The organism is uncultured Psychroserpens sp., from assembly GCF_947492715.1.
In the GTDB taxonomy this organism is placed as follows: Bacteria; Bacteroidota; Bacteroidia; order Flavobacteriales; family Flavobacteriaceae; genus Psychroserpens.
Window position 1 is genome coordinate 275,272 of record NZ_CANLNS010000002.1, and the last position, 13,166, is coordinate 288,437.

At 32.6% G+C, this 13,166-nt stretch carries 13 protein-coding genes; 12 read left to right on the forward strand and 1 reads right to left on the reverse strand.

What is annotated here, in order from left to right; genetic code table 11:
- Window positions 1-23: 23 nt before the first annotated feature.
- The 5 genes from Q0787_RS08075 to Q0787_RS08095 all read left to right on the forward strand — a co-directional run bounded on the left by Q0787_RS08075 (window position 24) and on the right by Q0787_RS08095 (window position 7,437).
- Window positions 24-1,028, forward strand: coding sequence for a polysaccharide deacetylase family protein (locus tag Q0787_RS08075; RefSeq protein WP_298901897.1), 1,005 nt, complete (start codon window positions 24-26; stop codon window positions 1,026-1,028).
- Between the two features lie 217 nt (window positions 1,029-1,245).
- On the forward strand, window positions 1,246-2,370 hold the full coding sequence (locus tag Q0787_RS08080; protein WP_298901898.1) for an aminotransferase class I/II-fold pyridoxal phosphate-dependent enzyme: 1,125 nt from the start codon (window positions 1,246-1,248) through the stop codon (window positions 2,368-2,370).
- Window positions 2,367-4,259, forward strand: coding sequence for a nucleoside-diphosphate sugar epimerase/dehydratase (locus Q0787_RS08085; RefSeq protein ID WP_298901900.1), 1,893 nt, complete (start codon window positions 2,367-2,369; stop codon window positions 4,257-4,259). The genes Q0787_RS08080 and Q0787_RS08085 overlap by 4 nt, the downstream gene beginning before the upstream one ends.
- A gap of 20 nt (window positions 4,260-4,279) precedes the next feature.
- Window positions 4,280-5,077 carry a polysaccharide biosynthesis/export family protein gene (locus Q0787_RS08090; protein ID WP_298901902.1) on the forward strand — a complete coding sequence of 266 codons (798 nt, stop codon included), beginning with the start codon at window positions 4,280-4,282 and terminating at the stop codon, window positions 5,075-5,077.
- Between the two features lie 17 nt (window positions 5,078-5,094).
- The gene (locus tag Q0787_RS08095; RefSeq protein WP_298901904.1) at window positions 5,095-7,437 is read left to right on the forward strand and encodes a GumC family protein; all 2,343 of its coding nucleotides are present in this window, start codon (window positions 5,095-5,097) and stop codon (window positions 7,435-7,437) included.
- Window positions 7,438-7,490: 53 nt separating this feature from the next.
- On the opposite strand, the gene Q0787_RS08100 is transcribed toward Q0787_RS08095, so the two are convergent.
- On the reverse strand, window positions 7,491-8,663 hold the full coding sequence (locus tag Q0787_RS08100) for a proline dehydrogenase family protein (RefSeq protein ID WP_298901906.1): 1,173 nt from the start codon (window positions 8,661-8,663) through the stop codon (window positions 7,491-7,493).
- Between the two features lie 84 nt (window positions 8,664-8,747).
- On the opposite strand from Q0787_RS08100, the gene aroB reads away from it, so the two are divergent.
- From aroB to Q0787_RS08135, 7 genes are all read left to right on the forward strand, one after another.
- Window positions 8,748-9,818: a 3-dehydroquinate synthase gene (gene aroB / locus Q0787_RS08105; protein ID WP_298901908.1), complete on the forward strand. Its 1,071-nt coding sequence runs from the start codon at window positions 8,748-8,750 to the stop codon at window positions 9,816-9,818.
- A gap of 20 nt (window positions 9,819-9,838) precedes the next feature.
- Window positions 9,839-10,024: a hypothetical protein gene (locus Q0787_RS08110; RefSeq protein WP_298901909.1), complete on the forward strand. Its 186-nt coding sequence runs from the start codon at window positions 9,839-9,841 to the stop codon at window positions 10,022-10,024.
- Between the two features lie 16 nt (window positions 10,025-10,040).
- Window positions 10,041-10,604, forward strand: a complete 564-nt coding sequence (locus Q0787_RS08115; protein WP_298901910.1) for a Crp/Fnr family transcriptional regulator — start codon at window positions 10,041-10,043, stop codon at window positions 10,602-10,604.
- 120 nt (window positions 10,605-10,724) lie between these two features.
- Entirely contained in the window at window positions 10,725-10,934 is a 210-nt protein-coding gene (locus tag Q0787_RS08120; RefSeq protein WP_298901911.1) for a 4-oxalocrotonate tautomerase family protein, read from the forward strand.
- Window positions 10,924-11,667 (forward strand): SDR family NAD(P)-dependent oxidoreductase, encoded by a 744-nt coding sequence (locus tag Q0787_RS08125; RefSeq protein WP_298901912.1) that lies wholly within the window; start codon window positions 10,924-10,926, stop codon window positions 11,665-11,667. Before Q0787_RS08120 ends, Q0787_RS08125 begins: the two co-directional genes overlap by 11 nt.
- A 12-nt stretch (window positions 11,668-11,679) precedes the next feature.
- Entirely contained in the window at window positions 11,680-12,048 is a 369-nt protein-coding gene (locus tag Q0787_RS08130; protein ID WP_298901913.1) for a nuclear transport factor 2 family protein, read from the forward strand.
- A gap of 194 nt (window positions 12,049-12,242) precedes the next feature.
- Window positions 12,243-13,097, forward strand: a complete 855-nt coding sequence (locus Q0787_RS08135) for an MBL fold metallo-hydrolase (protein ID WP_298901915.1) — start codon at window positions 12,243-12,245, stop codon at window positions 13,095-13,097.
- Window positions 13,098-13,166: the final 69 nt, after the last annotated feature.

A 13,166-nucleotide genomic window follows, 5' to 3' on the forward strand; every position in this document is an offset into this window, starting at 1 on the left:
TTGAAACCAATATAAATTAAACTATGAGCGGTCATTTTGTTATTTCATTAGATTACGAAATTCATTGGGGAGTTTTTGATAAAAAATCTGTAGACGACTATAGAACAAACTTAACCAATGTTGGAAAAGTTTTAGATAGGCTTTTAGAAATGAGTGACAAATATGACATTAAACTCACATTTGCTACTGTTGGTTTCTTATTTGCAAAAGACAAGGAAGAGCTCCTCAAGTATGCCCCTAAGCATAAACCGTCGTATTCAAAAGAAAAGTTTTCGCCATACCCTTTAATAGCGTCAATTGGAAACAGTGAGCAAGACGACCCCTTTCATTATGGTCTTTCTGGCATAAAGCAAATTCAAAACAATGGCAATCACGAAATTGGAACACATACATTTTGTCATTATTACTGTCACATTCCTGGTCAAAATGTTGAACAATTTGATAATGACCTTAGTTCGGCAATACAAATCGCAAAGCCACTAGGTATAGATATAAACAGTCTGGTCTTTCCCAGAAACATGGTCGACCCACTTAAACCGTTTGACAAGCCTTATTTAGAAGTGCTTAAAAAGCACGGCATCACTTCTTTTAGAGGAAAAGAAAAAGCATACATATATAACATTCATACTACAAAATTTTATAAAGAGTGGTATATTTTTAAGTTGCTAAAGTTTCTCGATGCTTATGTGAGTGTTACTGGACCAAATACGTACAAGTTAGAGGACATGACCAAAGAAAAAGATCTTTTCAATTTTCCATCGAGCAGATTATTTAGAGCTTATAGTAAGAAATTGAAGTTTTTAGAACCCTTAAAAATTAAGCGCATAAAGCGAGCAATGACGCATGCAGCTAAAAAGAATGAGCTTTTTCATTTATGGTGGCACCCTCATAATTTCGGAGCTCAAATGGATGAAAACTTCAAAAACCTAGAAGAGATTTTCAAAACCTACAAAAAGCTCAATGAAACTTATAATTTCAAAAGCGAAACCATGACAAGTTTGGCTAACAAAATTAAGTCTTCTTCTTAATTATTATGCTTTTCTAATAAATCGAAGGCTTAAAGGTCAACGTGAAAAATTGTTTTTTATCGTGTTTATTTGGTTGGTTTTATGGTATTAATGCATATTTAACAAGAAATTTATTCAGGTTACTAGCATTAAACATGTATTAACCATCCAAAATTTCACCCAAATCCCTCACTAAACGCTTAGCTGTATAGTAATAAACTTACTTAACAAGTTGATTATGGAATCAAAAATTTGGTTGTCATCTCCGCATATGAGTGGAAAAGAACAATCTTATATTAATAATGCTTTCGAAACCAATTGGATTGCTCCTTTAGGGCCTAACGTCAATGGTTTTGAGGCTGATATTCAGGATTATCTTAAAGAAGATAGTCATGTGGCTGCGTTAAGTTCAGGAACGGCTGCTATTCATTTAGGTCTTATTTTATTAGATGTTGGTCATGGAGATGAAGTTATTTGTCAGTCTAAGACGTTTTCGGCATCTGCAAATCCAATCGTGTATCAAGGTGCTACTCCAATTTTTGTTGATAGTGAGCGTGACACATGGAACATTTGTCCAGAACAATTAGAGATTGCAATAAAAGATCGTATTCAAAAAGGAAAGAAACCAAAAGCCATTGTTGCTGTACATCTGTATGGCATGCCTTATAAAGTTAGTGAAATTCATAAGGTAGCAAAACGCTACGATATTCCTGTTTTAGAAGACAGTGCTGAGGCTTTAGGTAGTACCTATAACAACATTAAATGCGGCACATTTGGAGATATCTCTGTATTGTCCTTTAATGGAAACAAAATCATAACAACTTCTGGTGGTGGTGCGATTGTAACCAAAAATATTAAGCTAAAAGAAAAAGCTGTTTTTCTTGCCACTCAGGCCAGAGATAAGGCGGTAGAATATTTGCATTCTTCTATTGGCTTTAATTACAGGTTATCTAACGTACTTGCTGGTATTGGCAGAGGCCAAATGGAAGTTCTCGATGACCGAGTTGCAGCTCGAAGACAAAACTATCAGCATTATAAAGATAGTTTTCAAGGTATTGAAGAACTTCAATTTGTTGATGAACCTCATGGTTCTTTTTCAAACCGTTGGCTGTCGTGCTTGTTAACGCCATCTAAAGCAATTAGAGAAGAACTAAGGTTAGAACTTAATACATATAACATTGAAACTAGACCACTTTGGAAACCTATGCACCAACAACCTATTTTCAAAGATGCACCTCGTTACCTCAATGGTGTTTCTGATGATTTGTTTGAAAAAGGCTTATGTTTACCTAGCGGATCTAACTTAACTGAAAATGAAATAAATAGAGTAACATCAGCAATAAAAACGTATTTTAGAGCATGATTAAACAATTACTTCAAAATATATCACATAAATATGCCTCCAAATGGTTGGTTATGTTATTCGATTTAACGATCGTCGCATTTACCTTTGTTGCTGCATATATTATAAGATTCAATTTCCATCTTGATTTTGATTTTGTAGTTATGTTTAAGCAAATTCCATTTGTCTTTTTAGCGGCTTTGATTAGCTTTTTATTTGTTGGATCTTATAAAGGTGTTGTTAGATTTACTGGGTTTAAAGATGTGATTAATATTATTATAGGAGTCAACATTTTGGCTACTATATTGATTGTTTCAACCTTTTTTAGTAGACGTTTTAATTACGAAAGCATTTTCAATATTTCTGGATCTATTATTTATATCCATTTACTTTTAAATATTCTATTCCTTGTTGGTTTCAAACTTTTTATAAAGTCTATGTACAACAAACTAATGCAAGATTTTAAAACGCAAAAACGCATTTTAATTTTTGGTGCAGGTAACTCTGGAATGATTACTTATGATGCTATCACTAACGACCCTAAGAACAGTCACCAAATTATTGGCTTTATTGATGATAACGAAAGTAAGATTGGAAAAAAGATAAATACGTTGTCGGTTTATAGTTTGGACAAAATAACACCAAAGTTTATTGAAAAGTATGCTGTTGAAGAAGTTATTATTTCAATTCAAAATATCGAATCGTCTAGGCTACTTCAAATTTCGGGCTTACTATTTGAATTAGGCTTAAAAGTAAAAATTGTACCTCCTGTTCAAAACTGGATTGATGGAGATTTAAGTGTAGGACAAATTAAAGAGGTAAATATTGAAGATTTATTAGGACGTGATCCTATATCTATTACCAATCCTGCTCTTTTAGATGAATATGAAAATCAAATCATTTTAATTACTGGAGCTGCAGGTTCAATTGGAAGTGAAATTGCAAGAAAGGCTTCTAATTATAATTATAAAAAATTAATTCTTCTCGATACGGCAGAATCTCCATTATATGAATTACAACAAGAATTTGTACAAAAAGGAATTAAAAACTTTACAGCTATAGTTGCGGACGTGAGAGATTTTAGACGTATGGAGCAACTATTCCAAATACACAAACCTAAAATTGTCTTTCATGCAGCGGCATATAAACATGTTCCGTTAATGGAAAATAATCCTTACGAAGCTGTGAGTGTCAATATTGGAGGAACCAGACATATTGCGAGTTTATCTGTAAAACATGGTGTAAATAAGTTTGTACTTATTTCTACAGACAAGGCTGTAAACCCAACTAATGTTATGGGCGCAACTAAACGTATTGCAGAACTCTATGTTAATTGTTTACAAGGAAAAGGGAAGACCAAATTTATTACCACACGATTTGGTAATGTCCTTGGCTCCAATGGCTCGGTTATTCCTTTATTTAAAAAACAAATTGAAAATGGCGGTCCATTAACTGTAACGCATAAAGAAATTACACGTTATTTTATGACCATTTCCGAAGCGTGTCAGTTAGTATTAGAGGCAGCTACAATGGGTAATGGAGGCGAAATATTTGTGTTCGACATGGGAGAATCTGTAAAGATTTATGATTTAGCCAAAAATATGATCATTCTATCTGGTTTAAGACATCCAGAAGATATTGAAATAAAAATTACAGGCTTGCGTCCAGGTGAAAAGATCTATGAAGAGCTACTCGCAGACGGGGAAAATACCAGGCAAACTTATCATGAAAAAATCATGATTGCCAAAACAAAATCTATAGATACATTAACTATAAGTGATAAAATTGCCAATTTGTGCACGATTAACTCTAAATCACAAAATCTAGAAATTGTATCATTAATTAAAGATATTATTCCAGAATACATTTCCAACAATTCTAAATACGAAGTATTAGACTCAAAAAAATAACATAACCAAATCAAAATATTATGCGTCAACATTCTAGCAACATATTCAGATTATTTCTACTATTTTCATTTGTAGCACTATCATCTTGTGGCTCGAGAAAAGATCTTGTCTATTTTCAAGATGAACCAATAACAGATGTAAGTTTAAGCGAGCTAGACAATAATTTTCAAATCACATATAAGCCAAATGATATATTAACAATTGATGTTTCTGCTGAAGTTTCAGAATCTGTTGCTGCCTTTAATTTACCAGCAGTAGCCTATAATACCTCTGGTGGTGCGGCAAACCAACCAACTGTTTTAAGACAAACCTATTTATTAGATCCAGAAGGTAATATAGAATTTCCTGTTTTAGGTACGGTAAAAATGGGAGGCCTTACAAGAGTTGAAGCTACAAAAATGTTAAAAGAACGTATTGGTGAATACGTGAAAGAGTTTATAGTAAACATTAGACTTATTAACTTTACTGTAACGGTTTTAGGTGAAGTAAACAGACCTGGTGCATACACTGTTGAAGGAGAACGTATTTCCCTCACACAAGCCTTAGGTTTAGCCGGAGACCTTACTATTTATGGAAAACGAAACAACGTATTTTTAATTCGTGAAGTGGATGGAAAGAAAAAATATGCAAAATATGATTTAACATCTATAAACGTTGTAAATTCTCCTGTGTATTATTTAACTCAAAATGATGTCATCTATGTAGAGCCAAATAATGCTAAAGTCAAGACATCTTCATATAACCCAAATACTGGCGTTCTAATTTCTGCAGTGTCTACACTAGCTACAATTGCAGCAATTTTTATTTTCAGAAACTAATATAGATTTATAGTATTATGTCTCAAAATTCCCTAACAAACAAAGACACAATAGTAAAACTCGTTGAGCTATATTTATCAAAATGGAAGCTCATCATTATTTTTCTATTAATTGCTCTTGCCGCAGCATTCGTTAAAATTAGATATAGCACATTTTTATATCAGGCTAATGCTACAATAAAGTTAAAAGAAGATGAAAACTCAAGGAGTTTAGCTGAAATATCTTCACTTCAAAATGGTGGACTAAATTCAACTTTACCAAATGTCGTAGATGAGATAGAAGTAATTAAATCGCGATCTATACTTACGCAAGTGGTTAAAGATCTTAAGTTAAATATTAGTTATTACGTTAGCGGAAAATTAAAAAAAGAGGAGATTTATTCTAATCCTCCTGTGGACATTAGTTTTTTTGTAAGCGACTCGATTCTTGCTGATGTAAATAAATCATTATATATAAAAATACTATCTGCTCAACAATATGAGCTTTCTAAAGTTAATACCAATAAACTATTAGAATTTGATGATGGAGAAACAACAACTCACAGTTTTGGAGATCGCGTAAAAGGTTCGTTTGGTGACTTTGTTATCACTCCAAATATTGGTACCTATGGTTCTGAACCAGGTGATTATGTTGAGATTCATGTGAGACCAATACATAGTGTTGTTGAGTCATACCTTTCTAAGGTAAAAATCGCTACCACAGACAAATCGAATGTTATTAAACTGTCGTTAAATGAAAGCATTAAAGAAAAGGCGCGTTTAATACTAGATGAAGTTATTTTAAAGTATAATGCCGACGTTATTAATGACAAAGAACTTATTGTTAAAACAACTTCAGATTTTATTACAAATCGTTTAAACGTAGTGTCTAACGAACTAGAACAGGTAGATTTTACTGCCGAAAAACTTCAGAAAGACAACAGGTTAACAGCATTATCTTCACAGTCTAATATCTTTTTAGAAAGTGAACGACAAACCGAAGCAAAGATTAACCAAACCAGTAATCAATTGCAGTTGGTAGAATTCATGAGTGATCGTTTAAATAATAATGATTCTGGTACAGATTTATTACCTGCAGATATAGGTATTGCAGATAGTAATGTAGCACAGATTACAAAAAGTCATAATGATTTAGTATTACAACGTGATCGTATTCTAAAGAACTCAAGCAATAAAAACCCAACAGTAATAAAATTAAACGATCAAATTAATGCACTTAAAAACAACTTGAACCAAAGTTTAAGTAATATTAAAGATGCCAATCAAATTACGCTTAATAACCTAAATAGAGAAGATTCTAGAATTCGAGGACAAATATATTCTGCTCCAGGAAAAGAACGACAGTTTAGAGATATTAAGCGTCAGCAAGATATTAAAGAGTCACTTTACCTCTATCTTTTAGAAAAACGTGAAGAAACAGCTATTACGCTAGGTATGTCTACTGCAAATGCCAAAGTTATTGATTATGCTTATACCAATGATGATCCAGTTTCACCAAAGAAAAAAATCATCTATCTAACAGCAATGCTTATTGGTTTAATTATTCCTGTGTCTTTAATTTATGTAAAAGACCTCATGGACACAAAGGTGCATACTAAAGAAGATGTATTACGTTTGGTTAAAGCACCTTTCATTGGTGATATCCCAAAGGCAGACACAAAATCAAAAGTTGTAAGTAAGGTAGATTATTCTCCAAAAGCAGAAGCCTTTAGAATTATTAGAACGAACATCGATTTTATGCTGCAGAAAGTAGATAAAAAATGTAAAACCATTTTTGTAACCTCTACTACTGCTCAGGAAGGAAAATCACATACTACTACAAACTTAGCTAGTTCATTCTCTTTTTCAGATAAAAAGACACTTCTTATTGAAACAGATATTAGAGTCCCTAGAGTTAATGATTATTTAAAAATTAAAAGCGACAAAGGACTTACCGATTTCATTTCAGATAAATCATTAAGCATTGAAGATGTTACTGTAAAAGTAAAAGACAATGAATTTTTAGATGTGATTCCGTCTGGAACTATTCCGCCAAATCCCGCAGAGTTACTAATGAGTGATCGCGTAAAATATTTATTCGAAAAAGTCAAAGAACAATACGATTATGTTATCGTAGATACGGCTGCTGTTGGATTGGTTACAGACACCTTATTGATAAGCAATCATGCCGATATTTTTATTTATGTCGTAAGTGCAAATAATATTGACAAGCGTCAATTGCATATTGCCCAAACCATGTACGAAGAAAAACGTTTACCACATATGGTTACACTTCTTAATGGAACGATTAAAAAGAAAGGATACGGCTATGGTTATGGTAATAATCCGCAACGAAAGAAAAAATGGTATAAACCCTTCTAATTTAATAACACCCTAACTAAAAAATCCGTATTGAATTACGGGTTTTTTTTTGTCTATAATCGACGACGTTTTTTCTCTTGTTTAAGTAAATTAAGTTCTCTACTTGTTTGACCTGCTACAGAGGTGTTTTCTTCAGCACGTCTAATTAAATAAGGCATAACGTCCTTTACTGGTCCAAATGGCACATATTTAGCAACATTATAACCATGAGCCGCCAAATTAAAGCTAATATGGTCACTCATCCCATAGAGTTGACCAAACCAAACATCATTATCCTTTTTATCAATACCTAGTTCTTGCATTAATTTCATAGCAATGTAACAACTGTGCTCATTGTGTGTTCCTATAAATAAAGAAATATCTTTTAGGTTGTTCAAAATGTAGGTCATGCATGTATTGAAATTATCATCTGTAGCTTGTTTGGTTTCACAAATTGGAGAAGCGTAACCCTTCTCTTCAGCTCGCTTTCGCTCCTTTTCCATATAAGCACCTCTAACGATTTTAAACCCAACTTTAAAACCACCTTCAACGGCACGTCTATGTGTTGCTTTCAAGTAGTCTAACCTGTCCCATCTATAGGTTTGCAGCGTGTTGTAAACTATAGGTTTTTCTACGTTGTACTTACGCATCATATCTTCACAGAGATCATCTGCGGCTTCTTGCATCCAACTTTCTTCTCCGTCAATTAAAACTTCCACATCTTTAGCTTTCGCTAGGCGACAAACGGCATCAAATCGTTCTACTATTCTATTCCATTCTTCTTGTTCCGCTTGAGTGAACTCTACTCCTTCTCCCTTCTTTTGATATAAATAGAAACGCCCAAAACCAGTAGGTTTAAAAACAACAATAGGCATCGATTCTTTTTCATCTGCAAATTTGATAATCTTTAAAATCTTATCTCGGGCTTCATCAAAGGTAGATTCTTTTTCCTTTCCTTCTACAGAGTAATCTAGAACCGAACTCACACCTTTAACAAACATCTTATCTATTACAGGTAGGCAATCTTCCTCATTTACACCACCACAAAAGTGGTCAAATACCGTAGAACGTATTAAACCTTCTACAGGCAATTTAGCCTTTAATGCAAAGTTAGTGGCAGCAGTACCAATCCTTACCAAAGGTTCATGAGAAATCATTTTAAATAAAAAGTAAGCGCGTTCTAATTCTGAATCATTTTTGAGAGCAAAAGCAACTTCAGTATTATCGAAAAGTGTATTTGAATCCATTTGTGAAAAATATATAACAAAAATAATTATTCAATAGTTATTATGTTACTAAAAGTCGCTAATTTTCCACTTTTATAAATCTATATGAATTCTATAATTACAAAAACATATTCTGTTCATTTTAATTCAACCGCATATCAAGAACTCAATAATTACATTGATTCAAAAGGATTTTCTAAACTATTTATTCTCGTAGACTCGAATACACATAAGCATTGTTTACCAGCGTTTATGGCACATCTTGAAACGTCTATTGCAATTGAAATTATAGAAATTGAAGCTGGAGAACAGTACAAAACAATAGACACTTGTGTTGGGGTTTGGAATGCTCTGTCTGAACTTGGAGCAGATCGTAAAAGTCTTCTTCTAAACCTTGGAGGTGGCGTGGTGACAGATTTAGGCGGTTTCGTAGCTTGTACATTTAAGCGTGGTATCAAATATATTAATGTCCCAACATCTCTGTTGGCAATGGTAGACGCTTCGGTTGGTGGAAAAACAGGTGTTGATCTTGGTGCATTAAAAAATCAGGTTGGAGTTATCAGTTCTGGCGATATGGTCATTATTGACACTTCATATTTAAATAGTTTGCCGCAAAATCAGATGAAATCTGGCTTAGCAGAAATGCTTAAACACGGACTGATAAAAGACAAAAGCTATTTTGATAAACTAACAGATTTATCAAAACTTACACTAAACGACCTTGATGATTTAATTCATGAATCTGTACTTATCAAAAAGAATATAGTCACTAACGACCCTTTAGAACAAGGTGAACGTAAACATCTTAATTTTGGGCACACACTAGGCCATGCCATCGAATCTTATTTTCTAAGTCATCCTGAAAAAGAAGAACTTTTACATGGAGAGGCCATTGCTATTGGAATGATCTTGGAATGTTATATTTCTTCAGAATTATTAAATTTCTCAAAACAAGATTTAAATTACATCACGCAAGCTATCAATAATATTTACGCTCCGGTTAATATAGAACCTTCAGATTATAATGCTATAATCGATTTATTAAAATATGATAAAAAGAATGAGCATGGTAATATTAATTTCGTTTTACTCACGGAAATTGGACAACCAAAAATAGATTGTCTTGTTGATAATGCTATCATTCTAAACAGTTTTGAATATTATAAATCCAGCTAAACCAGCAAAGTGTTTTAGTTATGAGTTCAACAAAAAATAAATTAAGTGCTGCAAAAACAAATGTCATCTTAGCTATCGTTATTATGAGTATGGGTACACTTTTTTTAATAATTGGCTTCACTTTTATGGGTATTCTAGGTCTCATTGTTGGCGCCCGCTTTTTTATACAAGCAAAAAAATATAAAAAAGAGTTAGAGGATAACTAAAAACCATAAATAACTAATGACACATCCTCTTAGACAACATATAGAAGAAATAGTTAAACTCTCAGACGAAGAGTTCGAATTCGTATTAGGTCATTTTGAGCAGATCAATAGACGTAAACATCAATATATAGTTCAAGAAGGAGATATCGTAAATAAAGAATTTTGGATTTTAAAAGGTTGTATAAAAAGCTATTTTATAGACGATAGTGGAAAAGAGCATATTCTTCAATTTGGTATGGAGAATTGGTGGATTACAGACTATGAATCCTTTGTTAAACAAACCAAGGCAAAAACCTTTATTGATTGTATAGAAGATTGTGAACTCTTATATATCACCTATGAAAATCGCGAAAAATTAACTGCGGAAATGCACAAAATGGAACGTTTTTGGGCTAAAAAAAGTAAATTAGGTAGAATTGCTCTTCAAAATAGAATACTGTCTCTATTGAAAAATTCAGCAAAGGAACGTTATAATTTACTTCTTGAACAATATCCTAAACTCTTTCAGCGTGTGCCTAAAAAAATGATTGCGGCCTATTTAGGTGTTTCCAGAGAAACCCTAAGCAGATTAAATTCTTAAGACATTCCACATTTTTATTCCGCAATGTGACTTACATCACTCCAAACATGTGACATACCTCCTTAGTCAGATTGTAATTCCACAACATCTTTGCATAACTAATAATTTAATAACAAAGTTATGCCATACATTAATATTAAAGTTACTGACGAACAAGTAACAATGAAACAGAAACAACAGTTAATTGAAGGAACAACACAACTCTTAGTTGATATCCTTAACAAAGACCCTCAAACAACACATGTTGTTATTGAAGAAATAGCTCTTGGTAATTGGGGTCACAACGGAAAACAATACTTAGGAACTAAAACCAATCGCAATGAAAAATAAAACAATAATTATTACAGGCGCATCAACAGGAATTGGTAAAGAAATAGCAAAATACTTTATAAACAAAGAAAGTAATGTTGTTATGAATTCTTCAAATGAAGATAATCTTAAAAGCGCATACCAAGAATTGGGCGCACCTTCAAATGCCATTTATTTAAGTGGTGATATAAGCAAACAAGAAACAGGTCAAAAACTTGTTAAACTGGCTTTAGAAACATTTAATTCTGTTGATGTTTTAATCAATAATGCAGGTCTATTCTCTCCAAAACCATTTTTAGATGTTGAAGAAAAAGATTTAGACCTGTATTGGAATGTTAACTTAAAAGGTACATATTTCACTTCGCAAGCTGTTATTCCAGAAATGATAAAACAACAAAGCGGATCTATAATTAATATAGGTACAGTCTTAGTTGAACATGCTATAGATGGTTTTCCAGCAACAGCCCCATTAACAAGTAAAGGAGCCATTCATTCATTAACACGGCAATTAGCCGCAGAGTTTGGAAAAAGCAATATAAAGGTAAACACTATAGCACCAGGAATAATAAGAAGTCCTTTACAAAGTAAAATTGGAATTGAAGATGCTGATAGTTTAGCAGGATTACATTTGTTGAATAGAATTGGTGAAACAATCGAAATCGCTGAAGCGGCTTATTATCTCGCTACTTCAAACTTTATAACAGGAGAAACCATTAATGTCGCTGGAGGTCATACAATTGGACACAGCATATAAAAAGAACTATAAATGTATAATAAGAACATAAAAGAAATAGAAACGCAGGTTGCAAATTATTTTGAAGGCATTTTCTACGGAAACATTTCAAAACTAAACACTTGCTTTCATGAAGATGCCTATCTCTATGGAGATATAAAAGGAGTAGATTATTTAAAAAGTTTTAAAGCATACTCTCAAGGTGTAAAAGACAGACAAAGTCCGAATGATTTAGAAGAAACTTTTAAAATGAGTATTATAGGAATAGACATCATAGGAAAAATTGCGATGGTAAAATTGCATGTTCCTATGCTTGGTTATAATTACTATGATTATCTATCTTTTTCTAAAATTAATAATGAGTGGAAAATCGTTAATAAAATATTTACTCACGTTGATTAAAACATCATAATTTTATTTTAAATGCCATAGTGATTTAGGTTTTACCAAGTCGCTATGGTTATATTTAAAAGAACCTTGCTAATAACAGGTTATAGCTATTTCATTTTTATTACCTTTAGTTATTGAGTAAAAATGATATGAGATCACAAAGAACTAATAATATATATAATAAACTTGTTTTAATAGTATTCCTAGTGAATTGCCTATTATCCTGTCAGACCAATACTTCTAAAAACCAATCAAATGATCTTGGTTCATTAAAACATCAAACTGTTCAAGATTCTGTAAATTCTCAAGCACTTAAAATTGCATATACAGGTAATATGGGCGTTTGTATGGAATTAGATGATAAAACGGTTATAATAGATGGTTTACATCAGTATTACAACAAACCCTACGTTTATCCTCCAGAGGATATGGTAAATCAATTAATTACAGGAAACTTTAAAGATTTTTCTCCTATCGAATTTTGTTTATATACGCATTTGCATGGTGATCATTTCAGCGGAAAATACGCGAAGAGGTTTTTAGAACACAATAGTAATGGGGTTGTCATGGGGTCTTCTCAATTAAAAAAGGATGTCGTTACGTTTCACTCCAATGCAGATAGTATTACTAGCCGGTTTTATAGTGTTCCTTATGACAAAAAGCCACATACAACAGAGACATCTGGAATCGAAATTACAGCCATAAGATGTGACCATACAAACCCACAGCGACACAATCAAACCGAAAACATCGCATATCTTGTAAATCTAGGAAACTATAGTGTTCTTCATGTTGGTGATACCGATTGGAAATTAACTCACGAACCTTTTAAAACCTTAGATATTAAAAACAAAAACATTGATATTGCTGTACTTCCCTATTGGTTACTTCTAGATGATAATGACATATCACAAGTAAACGAACTTATTGCTCCAAAACACATTATTGCCTCTCACCTTCCTCCAGATTTTAGCAAGAGTGATCAAGAAGAATTACGCAAGCGATTTTCGAATATTACCTTATTAATGGAGCTTGGAAAAGTACATTATTTTACAGAATAAATTATAGGAGCTAACGTTGATCGTGACTACTTTAATAAATAGAACCTAACCCTTCTAAAAACAGTTAAT

Excerpts from the sequence above, each read along its gene's own strand:
- Q0787_RS08075 (WP_298901897.1), top strand. The coding sequence starts at position 24 with ATGAGCGGTCATTTTGTTATTTCATTAGATTACGAAATTCATTGGGGA.
- Q0787_RS08080 (WP_298901898.1), top strand. The coding sequence starts at position 1,246 with ATGGAATCAAAAATTTGGTTGTCATCTCCGCATATGAGTGGAAAAGAA.
- Q0787_RS08085 (WP_298901900.1), top strand. The coding sequence starts at position 2,367 with ATGATTAAACAATTACTTCAAAATATATCACATAAATATGCCTCCAAA.
- Q0787_RS08090 (WP_298901902.1), top strand. The coding sequence starts at position 4,280 with ATGCGTCAACATTCTAGCAACATATTCAGATTATTTCTACTATTTTCA.
- Q0787_RS08095 (WP_298901904.1), top strand. The coding sequence starts at position 5,095 with ATGTCTCAAAATTCCCTAACAAACAAAGACACAATAGTAAAACTCGTT.
- Q0787_RS08100 (WP_298901906.1), bottom strand. The coding sequence starts at position 8,663 with ATGGATTCAAATACACTTTTCGATAATACTGAAGTTGCTTTTGCTCTC.
- aroB (WP_298901908.1), top strand. The coding sequence starts at position 8,748 with ATGAATTCTATAATTACAAAAACATATTCTGTTCATTTTAATTCAACC.
- Q0787_RS08110 (WP_298901909.1), top strand. The coding sequence starts at position 9,839 with ATGAGTTCAACAAAAAATAAATTAAGTGCTGCAAAAACAAATGTCATC.
- Q0787_RS08115 (WP_298901910.1), top strand. The coding sequence starts at position 10,041 with ATGACACATCCTCTTAGACAACATATAGAAGAAATAGTTAAACTCTCA.
- Q0787_RS08120 (WP_298901911.1), top strand. The coding sequence starts at position 10,725 with ATGCCATACATTAATATTAAAGTTACTGACGAACAAGTAACAATGAAA.
- Q0787_RS08125 (WP_298901912.1), top strand. The coding sequence starts at position 10,924 with ATGAAAAATAAAACAATAATTATTACAGGCGCATCAACAGGAATTGGT.
- Q0787_RS08130 (WP_298901913.1), top strand. The coding sequence starts at position 11,680 with ATGTATAATAAGAACATAAAAGAAATAGAAACGCAGGTTGCAAATTAT.